General features: G+C 39.6%; 19 protein-coding genes and 1 other annotated feature. Of the genes, 17 read left to right on the top strand and 2 right to left on the bottom strand.

The features are described from left to right. The first annotated feature begins 15 nt into the window (after window positions 1–15). From FXF70_RS10935 to FXF70_RS10915, 5 genes are all read left to right on the top strand, one after another. On the top strand, window positions 16–1,011 hold the full coding sequence (locus FXF70_RS10935) for an ABC transporter ATP-binding protein (protein WP_025207148.1): 996 nt from the start codon (window positions 16–18) through the stop codon (window positions 1,009–1,011). Between the two features lie 85 nt (window positions 1,012–1,096). Continuing rightward, a complete protein-coding gene (locus FXF70_RS10930) occupies window positions 1,097–2,731 on the top strand; it encodes a peptide-binding protein (protein WP_008348494.1) in 1,635 nt (544 codons plus the stop codon). 77 nt (window positions 2,732–2,808) lie between these two features. Continuing rightward, window positions 2,809–3,759, top strand: a complete 951-nt coding sequence (locus FXF70_RS10925; protein ID WP_007499031.1) for an ABC transporter permease — start codon at window positions 2,809–2,811, stop codon at window positions 3,757–3,759. A 33-nt stretch (window positions 3,760–3,792) separates the two neighbouring features. After that, complete coding sequence (gene opp4C / locus FXF70_RS10920) at window positions 3,793–4,692, top strand: oligopeptide ABC transporter permease (RefSeq protein WP_017360169.1); 900 nt, start codon at window positions 3,793–3,795, stop codon at window positions 4,690–4,692. A 165-nt stretch (window positions 4,693–4,857) separates the two neighbouring features. After that, on the top strand, window positions 4,858–5,610 hold the full coding sequence (locus tag FXF70_RS10915) for a YjbA family protein (RefSeq protein ID WP_017367012.1): 753 nt from the start codon (window positions 4,858–4,860) through the stop codon (window positions 5,608–5,610). 35 nt (window positions 5,611–5,645) lie between these two features. On the opposite strand, the gene trpS is transcribed toward FXF70_RS10915, so the two are convergent. Beyond that, complete coding sequence (gene trpS / locus FXF70_RS10910; RefSeq protein WP_148780239.1) at window positions 5,646–6,641, bottom strand: tryptophan--tRNA ligase; 996 nt, start codon at window positions 6,639–6,641, stop codon at window positions 5,646–5,648. Between the two features lie 53 nt (window positions 6,642–6,694). Then, window positions 6,695–6,913, bottom strand: a binding site (T-box leader). 482 nt (window positions 6,914–7,395) lie between these two features. Here trpS and FXF70_RS10905 point away from each other — a divergent pair. The 8 genes from FXF70_RS10905 to spxA all read left to right on the top strand — a co-directional run bounded on the left by FXF70_RS10905 (window position 7,396) and on the right by spxA (window position 14,724). Continuing rightward, complete coding sequence (locus FXF70_RS10905) at window positions 7,396–9,033, top strand: peptide ABC transporter substrate-binding protein (protein WP_148780238.1); 1,638 nt, start codon at window positions 7,396–7,398, stop codon at window positions 9,031–9,033. Between the two features lie 116 nt (window positions 9,034–9,149). Then, window positions 9,150–10,094, top strand: coding sequence for an ABC transporter permease (locus FXF70_RS10900; protein ID WP_007499022.1), 945 nt, complete (start codon window positions 9,150–9,152; stop codon window positions 10,092–10,094). Window positions 10,095–10,097: 3 nt separating this feature from the next. Further along, a complete protein-coding gene (locus FXF70_RS10895) occupies window positions 10,098–11,015 on the top strand; it encodes an ABC transporter permease (protein ID WP_017360167.1) in 918 nt (305 codons plus the stop codon). A 12-nt stretch (window positions 11,016–11,027) separates the two neighbouring features. After that, window positions 11,028–12,107, top strand: coding sequence for an ABC transporter ATP-binding protein (locus tag FXF70_RS10890; RefSeq protein ID WP_007499018.1), 1,080 nt, complete (start codon window positions 11,028–11,030; stop codon window positions 12,105–12,107). Window position 12,108: 1 nt separating this feature from the next. Further along, window positions 12,109–13,026 (top strand): ABC transporter ATP-binding protein, encoded by a 918-nt coding sequence (locus FXF70_RS10885; RefSeq protein ID WP_007499016.1) that lies wholly within the window; start codon window positions 12,109–12,111, stop codon window positions 13,024–13,026. Window positions 13,027–13,131: 105 nt separating this feature from the next. Beyond that, on the top strand, window positions 13,132–13,419 hold the full coding sequence (locus FXF70_RS10880) for a hypothetical protein (protein ID WP_148780237.1): 288 nt from the start codon (window positions 13,132–13,134) through the stop codon (window positions 13,417–13,419). Between the two features lie 137 nt (window positions 13,420–13,556). Next, complete coding sequence (locus FXF70_RS10875) at window positions 13,557–14,135, top strand: GNAT family N-acetyltransferase (RefSeq protein WP_024720065.1); 579 nt, start codon at window positions 13,557–13,559, stop codon at window positions 14,133–14,135. 193 nt (window positions 14,136–14,328) lie between these two features. Then, on the top strand, window positions 14,329–14,724 hold the full coding sequence (gene spxA, locus FXF70_RS10870) for a transcriptional regulator SpxA (protein WP_003211421.1): 396 nt from the start codon (window positions 14,329–14,331) through the stop codon (window positions 14,722–14,724). A 40-nt stretch (window positions 14,725–14,764) separates the two neighbouring features. On the opposite strand, the gene FXF70_RS10865 is transcribed toward spxA, so the two are convergent. Next, on the bottom strand, window positions 14,765–15,430 hold the full coding sequence (locus FXF70_RS10865; protein WP_007499010.1) for a TerC family protein: 666 nt from the start codon (window positions 15,428–15,430) through the stop codon (window positions 14,765–14,767). A gap of 264 nt (window positions 15,431–15,694) precedes the next feature. Between FXF70_RS10865 and mecA the strand changes: the two genes are divergently transcribed. The 4 genes from mecA to pepF all read left to right on the top strand — a co-directional run bounded on the left by mecA (window position 15,695) and on the right by pepF (window position 21,331). Continuing rightward, window positions 15,695–16,360, top strand: coding sequence for an adaptor protein MecA (gene mecA / locus FXF70_RS10860; protein ID WP_008348474.1), 666 nt, complete (start codon window positions 15,695–15,697; stop codon window positions 16,358–16,360). A gap of 85 nt (window positions 16,361–16,445) precedes the next feature. Beyond that, the gene (cls, locus tag FXF70_RS10855) at window positions 16,446–17,966 is read left to right on the top strand and encodes a cardiolipin synthase (RefSeq protein ID WP_008348473.1); all 1,521 of its coding nucleotides are present in this window, start codon (window positions 16,446–16,448) and stop codon (window positions 17,964–17,966) included. Between the two features lie 163 nt (window positions 17,967–18,129). After that, window positions 18,130–19,290, top strand: a complete 1,161-nt coding sequence (locus FXF70_RS10850) for a competence protein CoiA (RefSeq protein ID WP_249670281.1) — start codon at window positions 18,130–18,132, stop codon at window positions 19,288–19,290. A 214-nt stretch (window positions 19,291–19,504) separates the two neighbouring features. Continuing rightward, window positions 19,505–21,331: an oligoendopeptidase F gene (gene pepF / locus FXF70_RS10845; RefSeq protein ID WP_283775701.1), complete on the top strand. Its 1,827-nt coding sequence runs from the start codon at window positions 19,505–19,507 to the stop codon at window positions 21,329–21,331. Window positions 21,332–21,374 lie beyond the last annotated feature (43 nt).

Genomic DNA, 21,374 nt, shown 5'->3' with positions numbered 1-21,374 from the left:
GAAAATCAACCATACATGACAGATCGATCTGAGAAAGAAACCATACTGGAATTAAAAAATATACGAAAACACTTTCCGATTAAAGCTGGCGTGCTGCAAAAGAAAGTAGGAGCAGTCAAAGCGGTTGACGGCATCGACTTAAACATTTATAAAGGCGAAACGTTAGGCATCGTTGGAGAGTCTGGATGCGGTAAATCCACATTAGGACGGACGATGATTCGTTTATATGAACCAACAGAAGGACAAATTCTATTTAAAGGGCAAGATATCTCTCATGTATCTGAATCAAAACTAAGACAATCAACAAGGAAAAACATCCAAATGGTTTTTCAAGATCCCTTTGCATCACTCAACCCTAGAAAAACACTTCGAAGTATCATCAAAGAACCCTACAAAACACATCACTTATATTCCTTAAAAGAAAGAAATGAAAAAGTAGAACAGCTTTTATCCAAAGTCGGCCTTCACCCAAGTTTTGCGAATCGATACCCGCACGAATTCTCTGGCGGACAAAGGCAGCGGATCGGTATCGCTCGTGCACTTGCCATGAATCCTGAAATGATCATAGCAGATGAGCCTGTTTCAGCGCTTGACGTCTCCATTCAGGCGCAGGTCATCAATTTGATGGAAGAGCTTCAAGAAGAGTTTGACCTCACCTATCTATTTATCTCTCACGATCTCAGTGTGGTCCGCCACATTAGTGATCGAGTGGGCGTCATGTATCTTGGCAAAATGATGGAACTTGCGGATAAGCACAGCCTGTACGATGATCCGCTTCATCCGTATACACAGGCGCTTTTATCTTCCGTTCCAGTCACCCGTAAAAAAGGTCAGGTGAAAAGGGAACGGATTATGCTGCAAGGGGATTTACCAAGCCCTGCAAATCCGCCAAAAGGCTGTGTGTTTCATACAAGATGCCCACACGCGAAAGAAGTCTGTAAAGAAAAAGTACCAGAATTTCAAGAATTAAAAACGAACCACTTTGTGGCCTGCCACCTCTACGACGCTTGATTACGCTTGTATGATCTCATCTTTGAGAGGGGGGATGAAACGGGCTTCTGTCATCATTTTTTAAAAAAGATAGGGGGAATTGTCTATGAAAGATAGAAAGAGAAAGTCCATTTTGGTCAGTTTGCTGCTGATCTTTACATTGATCCTTGCTGCTTGTTCTGGTGGAAATAAAACGTCTGGAGACAGTGAAAAGAAATCCACAGGTAAACCTGTACAAGGTGGCGATCTTGTCATTGGTTCGATTGCAGAGCCTACATTATTTAACTCACTTTACTCAACAGATGTGGCAAGTTCTGATATTGAAGAGAGAATCTATAGCTTTTTACTGCAAACAGATGGAAAGCTTAACCCACAGCTGGCGTTGGCAGAAGATATTAAAGAATCCGATGACGGCAAACAGTTTGATGTGACCATTAGAAAAGGCGTGAAGTTTCATGATGGAGAAGAACTGACTGCTGATGATGTTGTGTTTACATACAGCATTCCGATCAATAAGGATTACAATGGTGAGCGTGGATCAGGCTTTGAAGTATTAGAGTCTGTCAAAAAAACAGGAGACTATTCGGTCGAATTTAAGCTGAATAAAAAAGATCCATATTTTTATAACGTCACGCTAGGAAGCTATGGCATTTTACCAAAGCATATTTTAGGTGATGTCCCTATAAAGGATCTTGGCGAAAATGAATTTAACCGAAAAAATCCAATCGGCTCTGGCCCATTTAAATTTGCCGAGTGGAAAGAAGGAGACTATGTCAAACTTGAAGCATTTGATGACTATTGGGATGGACGGCCATACCTTGATACAGTCACCATTAAAACGATTCCTGATCAAAATGCAGCCATGGCTCAGCTATCCGCAGGTGATATTGATTTCTTTGCAGTGCCTGGAGCAGAACTGCAAACAGCTGAAAAAGTTAGTAACATCAAAATCGAATCTGATCTAGGGCTTAATTATTCATATATTGGCTGGAATCAGAAAAACGAACTGTTCAAAAGCAAAAAAGTCCGCCAAGCGCTTACCCATGCCATTGACCGTCAAACAATTGTCGATCAAGTGTTAGATGGAGACGGGAAAGTAGCCAACATCCCAGAAAGCCCGCTGTCATGGAACTACCCTAAAAATGAAAATGTCCCAGTATTTGAATTTGATCAAGAAAAAGCGAAAAAGATGCTGAAGGAAGAAGGCTGGGAGGATACAGATGGAGATGGTTATCTTGATAAGGACGGTAAGAAGTTCTCCTTCGTCTTGAAGACGAACCAAGGAAACAAAGTCCGTGAAGATATTGCTGTCGTTGTCCAGCAGCAGCTCAAAGAAATTGGCATTGAAGCAAAACCGCAAATTGTGGAGTTCAGTGCATTAATCGAACAAACAACTCCGCCAAAATGGGATTATGATGCGTTATTACTCGGCTGGAGCTTAGCGACATTCCCTGACCAATACAGCATTTTCCATTCAAGTCAGTCTGAAAAAGGCTTAAATAACATTTGGTATAAAAATGAAGAAGTCGATAAACTGCTAGTTGATGCCAAAAACTTGAGTGATCGAAAAGAGTATTCAAAGGCATATGAAAAAATTTATGAGCTGATTGCAGAAGACCAGCCGTATACGTTCCTTTATTATGCCAACTCACATCGCGCGATGCCATCTAATCTACAAGGCTACTCTTACCACCCGAAAGATGAATATTACAAAATCGAAAAATGGTGGATTGAACAGTAGTTTGCTAGTGAAGAAGGGGAGGGGTCTCCCCTTTTTTCATCATAGTATGGCCATCCGATGAAAAAGGAGTTGTGCACATGGTTACATATATCATTAGAAGGACACTTCTTTCCATCCCAATTTTGTTTGGTATTACGATTTTGTCCTTTGCGATTATGAAAGCAGCACCAGGCGATCCGATGTCACTCATGATGGACCCGACCATTAGTGCCGCAGACCGGGAAGCCTTTATTGATAAGTACGGCTTGAACGATCCTGAATATGTGCAATATATGAAATGGCTTGGTAATATGCTTCAAGGTGACTTTGGCACATCCATTGTAAAAAAAGGAACGCCCGTGGCTGATTTAATTTTTGCCCGGCTGCCTAATACTCTCATCCTCATGATCTTTTCTACATTAGTTGCCCTGATCATTGCCATCCCATTTGGTGTTCTTTCAGCAAAACGTCCGTATACAAAACTTGACTATGGTATTACGGTTACATCATTTATCGGACTGGCTATTCCGAATTTCTGGTTTGGTTTGATCCTTATAATGGTGTTATCAGTGAATTTAGGATGGTTTCCGACCGGGGGTGTCTCTACCTTAAATGCAGATTTTAATCTATTTGACCGGCTTCATCATATTATTTTACCGGCCTTTGTTTTAGCAACGGCTGATATGGCCGGCCTTACACGTTATACAAGGTCAAGTATGCTCGATGTGATGCGGCAGGATTACATTCGCACGGCGCGAGCGAAAGGTTTTAGAGAGAACAAAGTCATCTTCAAACATGGATTGAGAAACGGTCTGATGCCTGTTATTACGATCTTTGGACTCATGATTCCATCCTTTATTGGCGGCGCAGTCGTGGTGGAACAAATCTTCACATGGCCAGGGCTTGGGAAACTGTTTATCGATTCTGCTTTTTCAAGAGATTATCCCGTCATTATGGCGATGACTGTTATCTCTGCTGTGCTCGTGGTCGTTGGAAACTTAATAGCGGATATTCTCTATGCGATCGTTGATCCGCGTATTGAATATTAGAAGGGAGCTGAGGCACAATTGGCACAACCTAATATGGGAACACCTCCTGTTGATCTCAAATTAAAAGAAGGCCTTCCGCCAAAACCAGAGACGATGCTTCGTTTATTTTGTGAGAAATTTTTCAAAAATAAATTGGCGGTTGCCGGCTCCGCTATTTTATTGATCATTATCTTTTCCGCTATTTTCGCCCCGGTGATCGCACCTTACGCACCGGAACAGCAAGACTTATTGAAACGGCTACAGCCTCCAAGTGCAGAGCATTTTATGGGAACCGACAAGTTTGGTCGAGATATTTTTTCAAGGGTGCTATACGGAGCGAGGGTGTCTCTATTAGTTGGCTTTGTCTCCGTAGTCGGAGCCATCACCATTGGTACCGTCATTGGGGCGGTAGCGGGATACTTTAAAGGCTTTGTCGATTCTGTGCTCATGAGAATGGTGGATGTCGTATTGTCTATTCCAGATATTTTTCTCTTGATCACACTAGTGACAATTTTTAAACCGGGTATTGATAAATTGATTTTAATTTTTGCGCTGACTGGCTGGACAACAACCGCCAGGCTGATCCGCAGTGAATTCTTGTCACTTCGCACAAGAGAATTCGTACTCGCAGCAAGAACGATCGGAACGAAAAACCATGTCATCATCTTTTCGCATATTTTACCGAACTGTATCGGCCCTATCATTGTGTCTGCTACATTGAAAGTCGGTTCTGTTATTTTAGCTGAGTCGACACTTAGCTATCTAGGGTTTGGCATCCAGCCTCCAACGGCGAGCTGGGGAAACATGCTTCAAGATGCACAAAATTTCTCCATCATGGTGCAAGCATGGTGGTATCCACTGTTCCCAGGTTTACTGATTCTACTTACCGTTTTATGCTTTAACTTCTTAGGTGATGGACTGAGAGATGCCCTTGATCCTAAAAAGCTAAAATAAGGTTCTGCTTATAGAAGATCGTGAAAGGACTCTGCGAGACGTTCTCCTTTTCCCAGGAAATAAAGCCGTCCTTCCGTCAGGGCGAAGTTTTAATAAAGTTGGAATAATTTCTCTATCCCTTGCCCATACTGTGGACAACAGTTTTTAAAAAGTGAGGGATTGGTTATGTTATTTCTTCATGACGTATGGGTGAATTGGTTTGAAGGGGAAGAGAATGGCTATAATGTGTGCCATTTTCATGAGTGGCGCAAGGAGGACAGCGTGGAGCTGTTAGATCAAGTACCTTTACTCAAGGTGCAGAGTCCTTTGTTTGATTACATAGAGAATGATCTATCAGAGCTGCCGAAGACGCTGCTAGAGACTGTATTTGAGAAATCATATATTCGAAAAAATCATGAACGCCGTAAATTAGAGTATTGCTTTGTGGTCACGGACGGGATTAGAATCATCGCTGTAGATACGATTGGTTATTCCATCCCTGTGAGAAAGAGCCGATTGATTCCAAGACAGGAGCAATTGGTGTATGAAATGGTGAAAGATGTGAAGGCAGAGGAGTATGAATTCACAACAGACAGCCTTGAATCGACGAAAGAATATCACATCCTATCATTACCACCGCAGCATATCAGCGGATTAACGAGAAAAGAAAGACAGCTGAAGCAGCTGATGTTTATGGCGCTTGATCAACTAAAGGGGCTTCAAAACCGAGCAGAAATTGCCTATTGGTATACAGAATGGAATCCGCGTATGTACAACCAGATCAAACGAATGTCTTTCGAGGAAATTTGGAACATGCTTTATAACGAAACCATTGATGGATGGTCAGAAAACCATTTAGCCTTTTGTGAAAAAATGATTAAAGGACAGCCATTTTTTGAAAAACTTTGGGAAATGGAAAACGAATCGAAAGTCAATTAGAAAAAGCTTGCAGCTGAATATGCTGCAAGCTTGTTTTATTTGCGTTTCCGGCCAAGACCCATCGCATTCTCCATTTTTTTCAGCATTTTGTTTGCCGCACGGTTAGCCTTTTCAGCACCTTCATCTAAAATGCGGTCAAGCTCATCTGACTCAATGAGTTCATAATAGCGATCTTGAATCGGTTTTAATGCATCCACAACAACGTTCGCAAGATCTCCCTTAAATTCACCATAACCTTTGCCTTCGTATTTTTGTTCAAGCTCTGCAATCGATACGTTCCCTAATACAGAATAAATCGTCAGTAAGTTGGCAATTCCAGGTTTGTTTTCTTTGTCATATTTGACGATGCCTTCTGAATCAGTCACAGCACTTTTGATTTTCTTTTCAAGCTGTTTTGGCTCATCTAATAAGGTAATGAAAGATTTTTGGTTCGGATCAGATTTGCTCATCTTTTTCGTTGGGTCTGCTAAAGACATAATCCGAGCGCCTTCTTTTGGAATTTTGACTTCAGGTACAGTAAAGATGTCGTTATACTTTCGGTTAAAGCGTTCAGCAAGCGTTCTCGTTAATTCAAGATGCTGCTTTTGATCTTCTCCTACAGGAACTAAGTCCGTACCGTATAACAGAATATCGCCAGCCATTAATGGCGGATACGTTAATAGTCCTGAAACGACTGCTTCCTTACCAGCAGATTTGTCCTTAAATTGAGTCATTCTTTCTAATTCTCCAATATAAGCGACACATTGCAGCATCCATCCTGCCTGGGCGTGGGCAGGTACCTCTGATTGGATAAACAATGTTGCCTTCTCTGGATCAAGTCCCACTGCCAAATAAAGAGCGGCTAAGCTTCTAATATTTTGTCGAAGGGCTAAACGATCCTGACTCACCGTAATGGCATGCTGATCGACCACACAAAAGTAGCCGTTGTAATCATGCTGAAGATCGACAAATTGCTTCATCGCTCCAATGTAGTTCCCCAATGTCACAGAACCGCTAGGCTGTATGCCTGAGAATATCGTCTTTTTTGTCATACTAAAACCTCTTTTCTTCAATATAAAAAGGCCCACCCATCACTTTTCAACAGAAAAGGGACGAATGAACCGTGGTACCACCCTTGTTATTTCAATACGAAATCACTCAAGACGTTGATATCGGAGACTGCTCCGTCTAAGCCTACTGACTCTGTCAAGTGTTCGGTTAGCTGCTCCAAAGCCCATTCCATACATGCCATTATCTGCTTGCACCAACCGCAGACTCTCTGTAAATGGTGAATATATGTACTCTTCTTTTTCATCGCAACAGTATGTCTATCTATTATAAAGGATGACCATGAAAAAGTCACGAAGCCTATTTGTGACCTTCTCATCATGTCGTTTGACACTTAAAATTTTAGATAAAATAGTAACTATCTGTCAGAATTTTTTAAAAAGGGATGATTAATTATATGTATAAAACATTATTCCTGCTGAATTTGTTAAATTATTTTAATCAATTTACGCTTTAATTTGTTGAAGTGATTGAGACTTTAGTTTATAAAAATCAATCTTTATCCCCATTTACGTTTTTTAAAAATATGTGAAATTGATATTGCAATAAATTATTCTATTCATTATAATGAATTTGTTCACACGTTTGTGCTAGGCTCTTTACATAGTGAAAATTCAGAAAAAACAAAAGAAATAGAAAGTAAGCTATTCAGGGACTTTTTTACGCTATTTCTTAAATCTGAATCTCATCTTCTATCGAGACCTTTGAACTAAAAACATATTATAAGGGGGAATACAGTTGAAAAAGCGTTGGTCTGTTGTTACTTTAATGCTTATTTTCACACTTGTATTAAGCGCTTGTGGTTTCAGCGGAAACAAATCAGGCGACAGCACGAGCAGTTCTGGAGAGGCTAAAACAACATTAAATGTGAATATCTCCACTGAGCCTTTTTCTCTACATCCGGGATTGGCAAATGATTCAACTTCAGGAAGTGTCATCCGTCAGACTTTTGAGGGATTAACAAGAATTAACGCTGAAGGTAAGCCAGAAAACGCAATGGCTTCTGATATCAAAACAAGTGATGATGGTAAAACTTACACATTCACACTTCGTGATGCAAAATGGTCTAATGGTGACCCTGTCACAGCACAAGACTTCGAATATGCTTGGAAATGGGCATTAGATCCTAAAAATGAATCTCAATATGCTTACCAGCTTTATTATATTAAAGGTGCTGAAGCTGCTAACAAAGGGGAAGCAAAAGTTTCTGATGTTGGCATTAAAGCAAAAGACGACAAAACGCTTGTAGTTGAGCTAGAGAACCCAACACCGTTCTTTACTGAACTAACTGCATTCTATACGTATATGCCAATCAACAAAAAAGTGGCTGAAAAGAATAAAAACTGGTACACAAATGCTGGTGAAAACTACGTATCTAATGGACCATTCGTTCTTTCTAAATGGAAGCATGGCGGTTCTATCACACTTGAAAAGAACAATGAATACTGGGATAAAGACACTGTGAAATTGAAAAAGATTAACATGTCTATGATCAAAGATACAAACACTGAACTTAGCATGTTCAAAAAAGGCGAACTTGACTGGGCTGGTTCTCCAACTGGAAACCTTCCAACTGAGTCTTTAAAAACGTTGAAAAAAGATGGCGGTCTTAAAATCCAAACGATCGCTGGTATTTATAACTACAAATTCAACACAGAAGTAAAACCTTTAAACAATGCAAACATCCGTAAGGCCCTTGCATACTCTATCAACCGTCAAGCGATCGTTGACAAAATTACGCAAGGTGAACAAGTTCCAGCGATGGCAATCGTTCCTCCAACAATGGAAGGATTCACGGATAACAAAACTGGTTACTTCAAAGATCACGATGTAGATACGGCTAAAAAACTTCTTGAAAAAGGTGCGAAAGAATTAGGTTATAAGTCTGTTTCTGATCTTCCAGCTTTGAAACTTTCTTACAACACTGATGAAGCTCATCAAAAGATTGCACAAGCAATTCAAGAAATGTGGAAAAAAGATTTAGGTGTGAACGTTGAACTTGATAACTCTGAGTGGAACGTATACATCGATAAAATCCACAGTGGAGACTACCAAATCGGACGTATGGGCTGGTTAGGAGACTTCAACGATCCAGTGAACTTCCTTGAGCTTTACAAAGATAAAGACGGTGGAAACAATGACACTGGATGGGAAAGCAAAGAGTACAAACAATTATTGAATGATTCTGCAAAAGAAACAGACAAAACAAAGCGTGAAGAAATGCTGAAAAAAGCAGAAAAAATCATCATCGACGATATGCCTGTAGCACCTATTTACTTCTACACTCAGCTTTGGGTACAAGATCCAAAACTTAAAGGTGTGGTTGTATCTGGACTTGGTGATGTTCAATACAAATGGGCACATTTCGAAAAGTAAGAGTTATAGTGTAAGAGATCTACGGCAAGGATCTTAAGGTATATGGAGGATGTCTCTCCATATACCTTTCTTGCTGATTAGAGAAATTGTTGTAAAATCATGGAGGTGCAATTCCGTTGCTTAAATATATCGGTAAGCGATTAATATATATTTTAATCACACTGTTTGTTATTGTAACTGCAACTTTCTTTCTCATGCAGGCAGCACCTGGTGGTCCATTCTCTGGAGAGAAGAAACTTCCTGCTGAAATTGAAGCAAACCTAAACGAGCACTACGGGTTGGACAAACCCTTATTTGTTCAATATGTGAGCTACTTAGGTTCAGTTGCAAAATTAGATTTTGGTCCCTCATTTAAATATAAAGGACAAACTGTTAATGATTTAATCAGTTCTGGATTCCCCGTTTCCTTTACCCTCGGAATTGAGGCAATTCTCCTCGCATTAGCATTTGGTGTATTGTTTGGGGTCCTTGCAGCGCTCTATCATAACAAGTGGCAAGACTATACGATTGCCATTTTAACGATCTTTGGAATCTCAGTTCCAAGTTTCATCTTAGCGGCGCTATTACAATATGTATTTGCATCTGAGGCAAGCTTTTTAGCGATCTTCCCAGTTGCAGGATGGGAGTCTTGGGCAAGCACCGTACTACCTTCTATTGCACTTTCCTTCATGCCAATGGCATTTATCGCTAGACTTGCACGGTCAAGTATGCTTGAAGTATTAAATAGTGACTACATTAGAACGGCTAGAGCAAAAGGATTAACAAAATCAGCTGTGACGATCAAACACGCCATTCGAAACGCATTGTTACCTGTTATCACATACATGGGACCAATGGCAGCTTCAGTGTTGACAGGTAGTTTTGTCGTGGAGAAGATTTTTGGTATTCCGGGTCTAGGCTCTCACTTTGTTACAAGCATTACAAACCGTGACTACACCGTCATCATGGGTGTCACAGTCTTCTACAGTATTATTCTATTAGTCAGTATTCTAGTTGTTGACGTCCTCTACGGTATTATTGATCCTAGAATTAAACTGACGAAGGCGAAGAAAGGGGTCTAACACATGGAAGAGATGAGAAAAGATTTATTTGTGCCTGCGACAGCTGACGCAGCAGAATCTGAAAAAATTTCTAAACCTAGTCTATCTTTATGGAAGGATGCCATGCTTCGCTTCCGTGCAAATAAACTTGCAATGGTTGGACTTGCAATCATTTTCATTATTGTGATTCTGGCCATTTTCGTTCCAGTGTTCTCGAAATATGATTATTCAACGACAGATTTGCTTAATGCAGATCAGCCGCCATCAAAAGAGCATTGGTTTGGTACAGATGATTTAGGCCGAGACATGTTTGTTCGTACATGGGTAGGGGCAAGAATTTCGATCTTCATCGGTCTTGCTGCAGCAGTTCTTGACGTGATCATTGGGATCATCTGGGGAAGTATTGCTGCGTTCAAAGGCGGCCGTACAGATGAAGTCATGATGCGTATCGCAGACGTTTTATGGGCAATTCCAACACTATTAATGGTTATTTTAATGATGGTTGTTCTGCCAAAAGGATTATTAACGATTATCCTTGCTATGACAGTCGTAGGCTGGATTAACATGGCACGTATCGTTCGAGGGCAAGTTTTACAATTGAAGAGCCAAGAATACGTTCTTGCAGCACAAACATTAGGTGCAAAAACATCTAGACTTTTATTTAAACACTTGATTCCAAACTCAATGGGACCGATTCTTGTCACAATGACATTAACGATTCCTTCTGCTATTTTCACAGAAGCATTCTTAAGCTATCTAGGGCTTGGTGTACCGGCTCCATTAGCTAGCTGGGGAACAATGGCTTCTGACGGAATTCCGGCCATGACGTATTATCCATGGAGATTATGGTTCCCAGCCGCATTTATCTGTATTACAATGTTTGGTTTTAACGTGGTTGGAGACGGACTAAGAGACGCTTTAGATCCGAAGTTGCGTAAATAAGGAGTGATTAGGATGGAACGTGAACGTATTCTAGAGGTGAAAGACCTTGCAATCTCATTTAAAACATATGGTGGAGAGGTTCAAGCCATTCGTGGTGTGAACTTCCACTTAAATAAAGGCGAGACACTTGCTATTGTAGGTGAATCTGGTTCTGGTAAAAGTGTAACATCACAGGCCATCATGCGATTAATCCCGATGCCGCCAGGTTATTTCAAGCGCGGAGAGATTTTATTTGATGGGCAAGATATTGTCAAGAAAACGGAAAAGCAAATGCAAACCATTCGAGGAAAAGACATTTCGATGATCTTCCAAGATCCGATGACTTCTTTGAACCCAACCATGAAGGTCGGGAAACAAATTACAGAAGTACTTTTCAAGCATGAACAAATCTCAAAAGAAGCGGCTGAAAAAAGAGCCATTGAACTTTTAGAGCTTGTTGGGATTCCAATGCCTGAAAAAAGAATCAAACAATATCCGCATGAATTTAGTGGCGGGATGAGACAAAGGGTTGTCATCGCGATGGCACTTGCAGCCGACCCAAAGCTGTTGATTGCTGATGAGCCAACGACTGCACTTGATGTAACCATTCAGGCGCAAATCTTAGAATTAATGAAAGAAATTCAGCAAAAAGTCGAAACATCTATTATCTTTATTACCCATGATCTAGGTGTTGTGGCCAATGTTGCTGATCGTGTAGCCGTTATGTATGCTGGACAGATTGTGGAGACAGGGACTGTTGATGAAATTTTCTACAATCCGAAACATCCATATACATGGGGACTTTTAGCATCTATGCCAAGCCTAGACACAGATGGAGGAGCTGAAGGGAAACTAACGGCGATTCCAGGAACACCACCAGATTTAACAAACCCGCCGAAAGGAGATGCATTTGCACTCCGGAGCGATTATGCAATGAAAATTGACTTTGAACAAGAACCACCAATGTTCAAAGTATCAGATACGCATTATGTGAAATCATGGCTACTTCATCCGAATGCCCCTAAAGTTGAACCGCCTGCTTCCGTAAAGGCGAGAATGCGTGAACTAGAAGGTAGCTACGAAAAACCTGTATTAGTAAAAGAGGGTGAATAGCATGGCAGAAAAACTGTTAGAAATTAAAAATTTAAAACAGCATTTCCATACAGCAAGAGGGACTGTAAAAGCAGTTGATGGTGTCTCATTTGATATTTATAAAGGTGAAACACTTGGACTTGTAGGTGAATCTGGATGTGGAAAGTCGACAACTGGCCGTTCAATCATAAGACTTTATGATGCGACAGATGGCGAAGTTCTCTATAAAGGAGAAAGCGTACACGGAAAGAAATCAAGACAAAAAATGCTTGAATTTAATCGTCAAATGCAGATGATTTTCCAAGACCCATATGCTTCACTTAACCCTAGAATGACAGTGCTTGATATCATTGCAGAAGGTATTGACATTCATGGTCTTGCGAAAACAAAACAAGCACGTAAAGAGCGTGTGTATCAATTGCTTGAAACGGTTGGTTTGAATAAAGAGCATGCGAATAGATACCCGCATGAATTTTCAGGTGGTCAAAGGCAGCGTATTGGGATTGCTCGTGCGTTAGCTGTTGAGCCGGATTTCATCATTGCCGATGAGCCAATCTCTGCACTAGATGTGTCGATCCAAGCGCAGGTCGTCAACTTAATGAAAGAGCTGCAAGAAGAAAAGGGCTTAACGTATTTATTCATTGCCCATGACCTTTCCATGGTGAAATATATCAGCGATCGTATCGGCGTGATGTATTTTGGGAAATTGGTTGAGCTGGCACCAGCGAATGAATTATATGAAAACCCGCTTCATCCATATACAAAATCATTACTATCTGCGATTCCGCTTCCAGATCCTGATTATGAGCGTAACCGCAAACGGATTAAATACGATCCATCTGTTCATAAAGGAACAAATACGGAATTTCGTGAAGTGAAGCCAGGTCACTTTGTCAGCTGTACTGAGGAAGAATTCAAAGAGATCAAAGCAAAACAATAAGAACAGAGAAGAAGCACTGCGATATCAGTGCTTCTTTTTTTATTTTACAAAAAAACAAGTTGATGGTAATTTTTATGTAAAGTGAGTAAACCAGGAGGAAATCAAATGTTGTTATGGAAGACGTTTCGCTATTCATGTCTTCACTTTTTTATCGTCACGATGCTTTTTTCAATATCTTTTTTATCGAAACCAAACGGAGGAAAGTGGATGCTCGCATTTTTAGTGCTTATTTGCATCATTTCGTTTTCGGTTGAATTTGCTCTGTATCGGCGCACGAATAAACAGAAGGAAGAAGTCCGGCGTATGAAGTACCTTTATTTCATCATGTTTCAGATCGCCATGACACTTCTTTTGTTTGCTTGCTTTCAAATGCTCATGAATCGTTCGATATAAAACTTTTTTGCTTTCTCTTGAAAAAAAGTGAAACCACTAATGGCATTGATGCGTCTTACTAGTACAGGCGTTTAAATAGCAGGAAATCGGGAATAGATAAGGAAGTGGTTCTTAACTACATCATAAGGAGCGGATCCATGAATTGGTATGAAAAGCTCAGTGAATACTTCCCGATAGAAGAAATGAAGTCAAAAGAGCATATGGAAGCTTTATTAAAGGAAAGAAGTGATATTTATCATAAAGAAGAAGGGCCTCATCATGTGATGATGTACGCTGAATTTGATTCTTTCATCTTTATTGATTATTTATTTGTTTCCAAGGATGCAAGAGGTGAAGGCCTCGGCTCAAAGCTCATTCATAAGCTGAAGGAAAAAAGAAAACCGATCTTGCTTGAGGTCGAGCCTGTAGATGAAGATGATGCAGATACTGCAAAACGCCTAAAGTTTTATCAGAGAGAGCACTTCAAGCATGCTGAATCAATTGGTTATAAACGCAGGTCACTTGCAACGAATGAAGTGAACCGCATGGAAATTCTTTATTGGTCGCCTCGTACAGATAATGAGGAAGAAATGATGGAGGCCATGAGAAAGACGTACGAAAGAATCCATACGTATAAAGACGAAGAATGGTATGGACAATCGTATGAGGATGTTGATGATGTGCTGAAGCTCGTTGAAAATAGAAAACAAAAAAATATTTTCGATCATCTCGACTAAATGAGAATGTTCAGACTTCAAACATCAGCACAAAAAGAATGAAATTGTCTAGTTTTTGTCACAAAAATTGCAAGAAAATCTGTTCACACTTACTTTTTTATAGTATAATCACTATAAAGATTACTTATTTAGAACAATTTTAATTTAAGAATACAGATCAATATTCATTCTACAAATTGAGGAGTGAAGATTTATGGTAACATTATACACATCACCAAGCTGTACATCATGTAGAAAAGCAAGAGCGTGGTTAGAAGAGCACAATATTCCATACCAAGAGAGAAATATCTTTTCTGAGCCTCTTTCAATCGATGAAATCAAAGAGATTCTTCGTATGACGGAAGATGGTACAGATGAAATTATCTCAACACGTTCTAAAGTATTCCAAAAACTAAATGTAAATGTTGAGACAATGCCGCTTCAACAATTGTATAAACTAATCAATGAGCACCCTGGTCTTCTAAGACGTCCAATTATTTTGGACGAAAAAAGACTGCAAGTTGGGTACAACGAAGATGAAATTAGACGTTTCCTTCCTAGAACGGTTCGTACATTCCAACTTCGAGAAGCTCAGCGACTTGCTAACTAATAGACAACACGAAAAGCTGCCGATCATTTGGCAGCTTTTTTTATTTATTTTCAGCCGTTTGTTCGTAAAAGAGACTGGCTAAAATAACGGTTGCGACGGTTAAAAAAGGAAGCAACAATTCAAGTGTAGTATGCTGCGCCATAAATTCATTCAGTTTTACATCACGGACAATCATTTCTCCGCCAGTAAAAGCTAAAAGGGCACTCCCTCCGTATAAAAGAATCGGAAACTTGGTTAGTGCTGCATGAATCAGCTTACTCCCCCAAATAATAATCGGGACTGAAATCATTAAGCCAAAGGCAGTGAGCACCATGTTCCCCTTAGCCGCCCCTGCAACAGCAATCACATTATCAAGTGACATAAAAAGATCTGCAATCACGATGGTCTGAACAGCACGCCAAAGGGAGCCGCTGCTTTTAATCCGAATGGATTCTTTCTTTTGTTCAATTAACAAATTGTATCCTATATAAAGGAGAAAGAGACCGCCGATAAATTGCAAATATGGGATGGTCAATAAATAAACGGCAGCACCAGTCATGGTAATTCTCATCAGCACTGCCAAAAGTGTGCCGATCCATATGGCTTTGTTTCGTTTTTCATTTGATAAGCTTCGACTGGCCATCGCAATGATTAATGCATTATCTCCGCCTAATATGAGGTCTATGCCAATAATCATCAGTAAGGATACGATCCACTCTGTTTCCATCCAGTTCACCTCATTTCACTAAAATAGCTCGTACAACCAATATATGAGGACAATTCAAATATATGTTTCTGCAAGTTTTCTCTGCAAAAAATGCGTTTTTATTTCTTTTATTCATGTTTTATCATAAAATAGACAGTACACAGCAATACCTCATTTCTTTAAATGGTTAACATGTAGACGGAACGGGTAAAGTGTAGTAAAGTACTATTAATTGGGAGCTTGTATGTCCCTTCAACATCTTATATAGAAGGGAAGGTTGGCAAAATGGAAATCGAAAGAATAAATGAACATACAGTCAAATTTTATATTTCCTACGGTGATATTGAAGATCGCGGTTTTGACCGTGAAGAGATTTGGTATAATCGTGAGCGCAGTGAAGAGCTGTTCTGGGAAGTGATGGACGAAGTGCACGAAGAAGAAGAATTTGCAGTAGAGGGACCACTTTGGATTCAAGTACAGGCACTTGATAAAGGTCTTGAAATTGTCGTGACAAAAGCCCAACTTTCTAAAGATGGACAAAAGCTCGAATTGCCGATTCCAGAAGATAAAAAAGATCAAACAGATGAAGAAAGTTTAGATGCTCTGCTTGATGATTTTCATAAAGAAGAGCAAGATCAAGAAGATCATAATGAGAAGGACAAAAAACTTCAACTTCAGTTCGTATTGAAAATGGATGACTTTGAAGATTTGATTGCACTTTCTCAATTAAATATGCAGGATTTTACGACAAGTTTATATTCGTTTGAAAACCGTTATTATCTATATGTTGACTTCCACGAGGATTTGTCAGATGAGCAGGTGGAGAATAAGCTTAGTATTCTGCTTGAATATGCTCATGAATCAGTGGTCAGCATCTACAGACTGCAAGAATACGGTCAGCTGATTGTCAAAGAGAATGCGCTTGAAACGATTCAACAGCACTTCTCGTAACAACCAAAAGTCGATTTCTATAGAGGAATCGACTTTTTTATCTGAATGAAAAAGTAAATAAAGTGATCGGCAAGGAGAAAATGAAATGAGAAATGTAGTCAAAGTTCTATTTTTTCTTATCATTACGATAGGTGCTTATTTGATTATCCAAATTTTTGCCGGTGATCTAGCGGTAAGTGTATTAAGTTCTGTCAGTGTTCTATTCACTTTATCGATTATCTTCATCGGGTTTGTCATTTTCTTAGAAAACAGAAACCCCTCTCAAACGATTACGTGGCTTGTGCTGCTTGGGAGCTTTCCGCTTTTCGGGTTTTTGTTTTATATTTTCTTTGGACGCAATATTAAAAAGCGCAGACTTTTTGAAAAGAAAGCGGTACTAGACGAACAGCTTGTCCAGGAAGATGAACGTATCCACAGAGAAGCAATTGAAAAAATGACTCATATGGGTGACCATCAGCAGCTCTTATTTAAACTGGCCCACAGACTTGGACATACCCCTATTACGTATCGCACATCCTCTAAAGTTCTGACCAATGGAGAAGAAACGTTCTCTCATATTTTTGAAGAGATCAAAAAAGCAACACATCACATTCATCTAGAATATTATATTCTCCGTCATGATGATCTGGGACAAGAATTAAAGGACATTTTAATCGAGAAAGCAAAAAGTGGTGTGATTGTCCGCTTTTTATATGATGATGTAGGCAGCCTAAAACTCTCCCGTCAATATATTGCTGACTTAGAAAAGGCTGGCGTGCAGATCGTTCCGTTTTTACCAGTGAGACTGCCCTTATTAAATAATAAAATCAATTTCCGAAATCACCGGAAAATCGTGGTGATTGATGGAGAAGTAGGATTTGTCGGCGGGCTAAACATTGGGGACGAATATATGGGTAGAAGCAGACAATATGGATTTTGGCGTGATACCCACCTGATGATTAAAGGTGAGGCCGTTCGTGATTTGCAGCAGATTTTTATGCAGGATTGGTATTACATGACCAATGAAAGATGCTCGGGTGTGGATTATTTTAAAGATTTCAGTCATATGGAGAGTCGAGCAGAAGGCGTACAAATGATTGCTGGTGGTCCTGATAAACAGTGGGAAGTCATTAAAAATCTCTTTTTCTCAATGATTATCTCCGCCAAAAAATCAATTTGGATTGCTTCACCTTATTTTGTACCTGATGATGATATTTTGTCCGCACTGAAAATTGCAGCTTTGAGCGGAGTCGATGTGCGAATCATTGCGCCGAAAAATCCAGATAAACGCATCGTATTTCATGCGTCCCGTTCATACTTCCCCGAACTTTTAGAAGCAGGTGCGAAGGTATATGAATATGATCAAGGCTTTATGCATAGTAAGTTTATCATTGTGGATAGTGAGCTAGCATCAATTGGTACAGCAAATATGGATATGAGAAGTTTTCATCTGAACTTTGAAGTGAATGCTTTCCTCTATAAAACAAAAAGTACAGAGAAGCTGGTCAACGACTTCTTAGGTGATTTAGAGCAGTCGCATGAAATTGTTCCAGAAGAATTTGCGAAGAGACCTTTGAGGGTGAGGCTGTTTGAATCAACAGCAAGATTGTTATCACCACTTTTATAAAAATTGTATTTTCCCCCCTTTTCTAAAAGGGGGATTTTTTATTTTACTAAGGGAAAGTAGGTTGAAATCGTGTTTTGATACGATAAAAGTTCATTTTCGATATTCGCTTTCTTGTGAGAGAAAAAGCTATAATACGGTCATCAAAGAGCAAGGGGCGAAATATATGAATGCAGCGATCATGGAGAATGGCAAACTGATTCGCATCACACAACATCTGACTAAAAGGCGGCTAGAGCATGTAAGAGCTACGTGCAAATTTTACTGTCCTGAATGTAGGCAGGAGGTTCTATTAAAGCTAGGTGAGCATCGTGTCCATCATTTTGCACATAAACAGCTCTCGGCATGTCCATTAGCGTCCACCGGTGAAACAGCTTATCATCAGGCAGGGAAAATGGCTCTTAAGGATTGGCTCACGCAGCTTGGATATGAGCCGTTACTAGAGAAGTATGTTTCAAACATTCAGCAGCGCCCTGATGTGACCGTTGCTATAGAAAATAAAAGCTATGCCATCGAATTTCAATGTGCAAATATTTCGTGGAAAGAGCTACATAAACGAACGGAAGGTCTCCGTGCTGCGGGGCTCTATCCTATATGGATCATAGGGGCGAATCGTTTAAAGCGAATGGGTGGCCAGCTCTTTTCATTCTCCTCCATTCATTGGGGCATTTTAAGGCAGTCAAAGAATAGGAGACTCATTTTTTATTGTCCGATCCAAAATAGATTCATCCACCTGGATCAACTTCTCGTGTTTCAGCCAACGAAAATATGTGCCTCAATGACCGTTAGACCGCCTTCAGCTTATCGCCAACTATCAGCACTCTTATCTGTTTCCTCGAGTAATCATCAATTGTATAAAGAGTGGCTCAAGTGTATTCGGCAATTTAGGGAGCGGCCACCCCGCATTTTAGCAAATGAAAGCAAGCGTTTAAGAACCATTTTTTATGAGCATCATCAAACAGCATGGCCATTTCTACCGACAGAATTATTTATCCCCCTGACAGAAGCATATATCTTTTCAAGCCCTGTTTATGTGTGGCAAGGATGTCTTTATGATTGGATGGTTAGAAAGGAAAAAGAACAAGTGACCATTCATCTTCTTTTAAAAGAAATTGAGCGATGTGTCCAGCATAAAGAAGTGAAGCTCCGATATGCCAATGTCACAATAGAAGAAATCAAAGAGGTGATCATTTCATATGTACGGGCGCTTGTGAAACTAGGGTTTTTATACATGACGAAAGAGGGTAATTATCAAGTAACGTCGAATCAAAAGCCTATACGAACAGCAGATGAAGCGATAAAACGAGATACTTTCTTATTTCATTAGCATGTTTCATGCCCACTTTGATCATGATAAGAAAAAGGTGGTGCTGCTATTGAATAGAAAGAAACGCTTTTTTCTCATTTTTTTAGTTTGTTTGGTATTTATTTCTGCATATGATTTGACAAACATAGTTCAAAACAAAGAAGATAAATACAACACCAATTTCTTTCACTTTCCGAAAGGTTGGTTCAACACAACTCATGCAAGGGGGATTCATATGACTTCACAAAATAACAACAATCATTTACCAGACAGAAGCGAAGTAAAAGAAGAAAACAAATGGCGCCTTGAAGATATTTTTGAAAGTGTCGATTCTTGGAATAAGGAATTCGAAGCTGTAAAAAAAGAAATTCCGAAGCTCGCCCAATTTAAAGGCAAGCTGGCCCATTCTGCTGATGTCTTGTATGAAGCCCTAACATTTCAGGATCAACTTTCTGAAAAGCTTGGCAAGCTTTATACATATGCGCATATGAAATATGATGAAGATACAACAAATTCATCATTTCAGGCTTTAAATGATAAAGCATCCAATTTATTTACACAGTTGTCTAGTACATCTGCCTATATTGTTCCGGAAATTTTATCTATTCAAGAAGATAAGCTGCAGCAATTCATTTTGGAAAAAGAAGAATTAAAACTTTATTCTCACGCTCTCGAAGAAATTAACAAGGAGCGTCCGCATATTTTAAGTGAAGAGCAAGAAGCTTTATTAGCTGAAGCCTCTGAACCTTTATCAACATCATCCACTACGTTTAGTATGTTTAATAATGCAGATATTTCGTTCCCTTCTGTTAAGGATGAAAATGGAAAAGAAAAGAAAATTACTCATGGCAACTTCATTACCTTTTTAAACAGTGATGATCGTGAAGTGAGAAAGAATGCTTTTAAAGCCGTTTATAAAACGTATGATCAATATAAGAATACTTTGGCGTCTACACTCAGCGGCTCGATTAAAAAGGATAATTTTTATGCGAAAGTACGTCATTACAAATCTGCAAGAGAAGCAGCGTTATCACGCAACAGTATTCCTGAAGAAGTGTATGACAATCTAATTGATACAGTTCATCAATATTTACCGTTATTACACCGCTACATTGAATTGCGTAAAAAGGTATTAAAGCTTGATGAAGTGCACAATTATGACTTGTATACACCATTAGTAAAAGATGCTGGCATGAAGCTGACCTATGATGAAGCAAAGGATTATATGCTGAAAGGGTTAGCGCCATTAGGAGAAGAATATGTTTCGGTATTAAAAGAGGGACTCGAAAATCGCTGGGTAGACGTTTATGAGAATAAAGGGAAACGAAGCGGCGCGTATTCTTCTGGAAGCTATGGTACGAATCCTTATATCTTAATGAACTGGCAAAATAATATTGATAATTTATTTACGCTGGCTCATGAATTTGGTCACTCTGTTCATAGCTACTATACAAGAAAGCATCAGCCATATCCGTACGGAAACTACAGCATTTTCGTAGCGGAAGTAGCTTCTACAACAAATGAAGCATTACTAGGTGAATACTTACTCAATCATTTAGAGGACAAAAAGCAGCGCTTGTATGTGCTCAATCACTTGTTAGAAGGATTTAGAGGGACGGTATTCAGACAAACGATGTTTGCAGAGTTCGAGCACCTGATTCATGTGAAAGCGCAAGAAGGGGAGGCATTAACGCCAGAGTTTATGACGAACCTGTATTACGACCTGAATAAGAAGTATTTTGGCGACGGTATGGTTGTGGATAAGGAAATCGGATTAGAATGGACGCGAATTCCGCATTTCTATTACAACTATTATGTGTATCAATATGCGACAGGCTATAGTGCGGCTCAGGCATTAAGTAAACAAATTTTAGAAGAAGGGAAACCTGCGGTGGAGCGCTATACAGATTTCCTTAAAGCAGGAAGCTCTGACTATCCAATCAACGTGCTGAAAAAAGCTGGTGTAGATATGGCATCAAAAGAACCAATTGAGGCAGCATGTCAATTGTTTGAAGAAAAATTAAAGGAAATGGAAGAGCTCATCTCAAAGACTGGTGAGTAACGAGAAGACTTCTGTCAGATGTGTGAGTGCAAACTCACCTTTT

This window comes from Bacillus sp. Y3, from assembly GCF_008123875.1.
GTDB classification, from domain to species: domain Bacteria; phylum Bacillota; class Bacilli; order Bacillales; family Bacillaceae; genus Bacillus; species Bacillus altitudinis.
This window is presented reverse-complemented; position numbering and strand designations above follow the sequence as displayed.

What these genes read in the sequence shown, in the direction of transcription:
- FXF70_RS10935 (WP_025207148.1), top strand. Translation starts at nt 16, where the DNA reads ATGACAGATCGATCTGAGAAAGAAACCATACTGGAATTAAAAAATATA.
- FXF70_RS10930 (WP_008348494.1), top strand. Translation starts at nt 1,097, where the DNA reads ATGAAAGATAGAAAGAGAAAGTCCATTTTGGTCAGTTTGCTGCTGATC.
- FXF70_RS10925 (WP_007499031.1), top strand. Translation starts at nt 2,809, where the DNA reads ATGGTTACATATATCATTAGAAGGACACTTCTTTCCATCCCAATTTTG.
- opp4C (WP_017360169.1), top strand. Translation starts at nt 3,793, where the DNA reads ATGGGAACACCTCCTGTTGATCTCAAATTAAAAGAAGGCCTTCCGCCA.
- FXF70_RS10915 (WP_017367012.1), top strand. Translation starts at nt 4,858, where the DNA reads ATGTTATTTCTTCATGACGTATGGGTGAATTGGTTTGAAGGGGAAGAG.
- trpS (WP_148780239.1), bottom strand. Translation starts at nt 6,641, where the DNA reads ATGACAAAAAAGACGATATTCTCAGGCATACAGCCTAGCGGTTCTGTG.
- FXF70_RS10895 (WP_017360167.1), top strand. Translation starts at nt 10,098, where the DNA reads ATGGAAGAGATGAGAAAAGATTTATTTGTGCCTGCGACAGCTGACGCA.
- FXF70_RS10890 (WP_007499018.1), top strand. Translation starts at nt 11,028, where the DNA reads ATGGAACGTGAACGTATTCTAGAGGTGAAAGACCTTGCAATCTCATTT.
- FXF70_RS10885 (WP_007499016.1), top strand. Translation starts at nt 12,109, where the DNA reads ATGGCAGAAAAACTGTTAGAAATTAAAAATTTAAAACAGCATTTCCAT.
- FXF70_RS10880 (WP_148780237.1), top strand. Translation starts at nt 13,132, where the DNA reads ATGTTGTTATGGAAGACGTTTCGCTATTCATGTCTTCACTTTTTTATC.
- FXF70_RS10875 (WP_024720065.1), top strand. Translation starts at nt 13,557, where the DNA reads ATGAATTGGTATGAAAAGCTCAGTGAATACTTCCCGATAGAAGAAATG.
- spxA (WP_003211421.1), top strand. Translation starts at nt 14,329, where the DNA reads ATGGTAACATTATACACATCACCAAGCTGTACATCATGTAGAAAAGCA.
- FXF70_RS10865 (WP_007499010.1), bottom strand. Translation starts at nt 15,430, where the DNA reads ATGGAAACAGAGTGGATCGTATCCTTACTGATGATTATTGGCATAGAC.
- mecA (WP_008348474.1), top strand. Translation starts at nt 15,695, where the DNA reads ATGGAAATCGAAAGAATAAATGAACATACAGTCAAATTTTATATTTCC.
- cls (WP_008348473.1), top strand. Translation starts at nt 16,446, where the DNA reads ATGAGAAATGTAGTCAAAGTTCTATTTTTTCTTATCATTACGATAGGT.
- FXF70_RS10850 (WP_249670281.1), top strand. Translation starts at nt 18,130, where the DNA reads ATGAATGCAGCGATCATGGAGAATGGCAAACTGATTCGCATCACACAA.
- pepF (WP_283775701.1), top strand. Translation starts at nt 19,505, where the DNA reads ATGACTTCACAAAATAACAACAATCATTTACCAGACAGAAGCGAAGTA.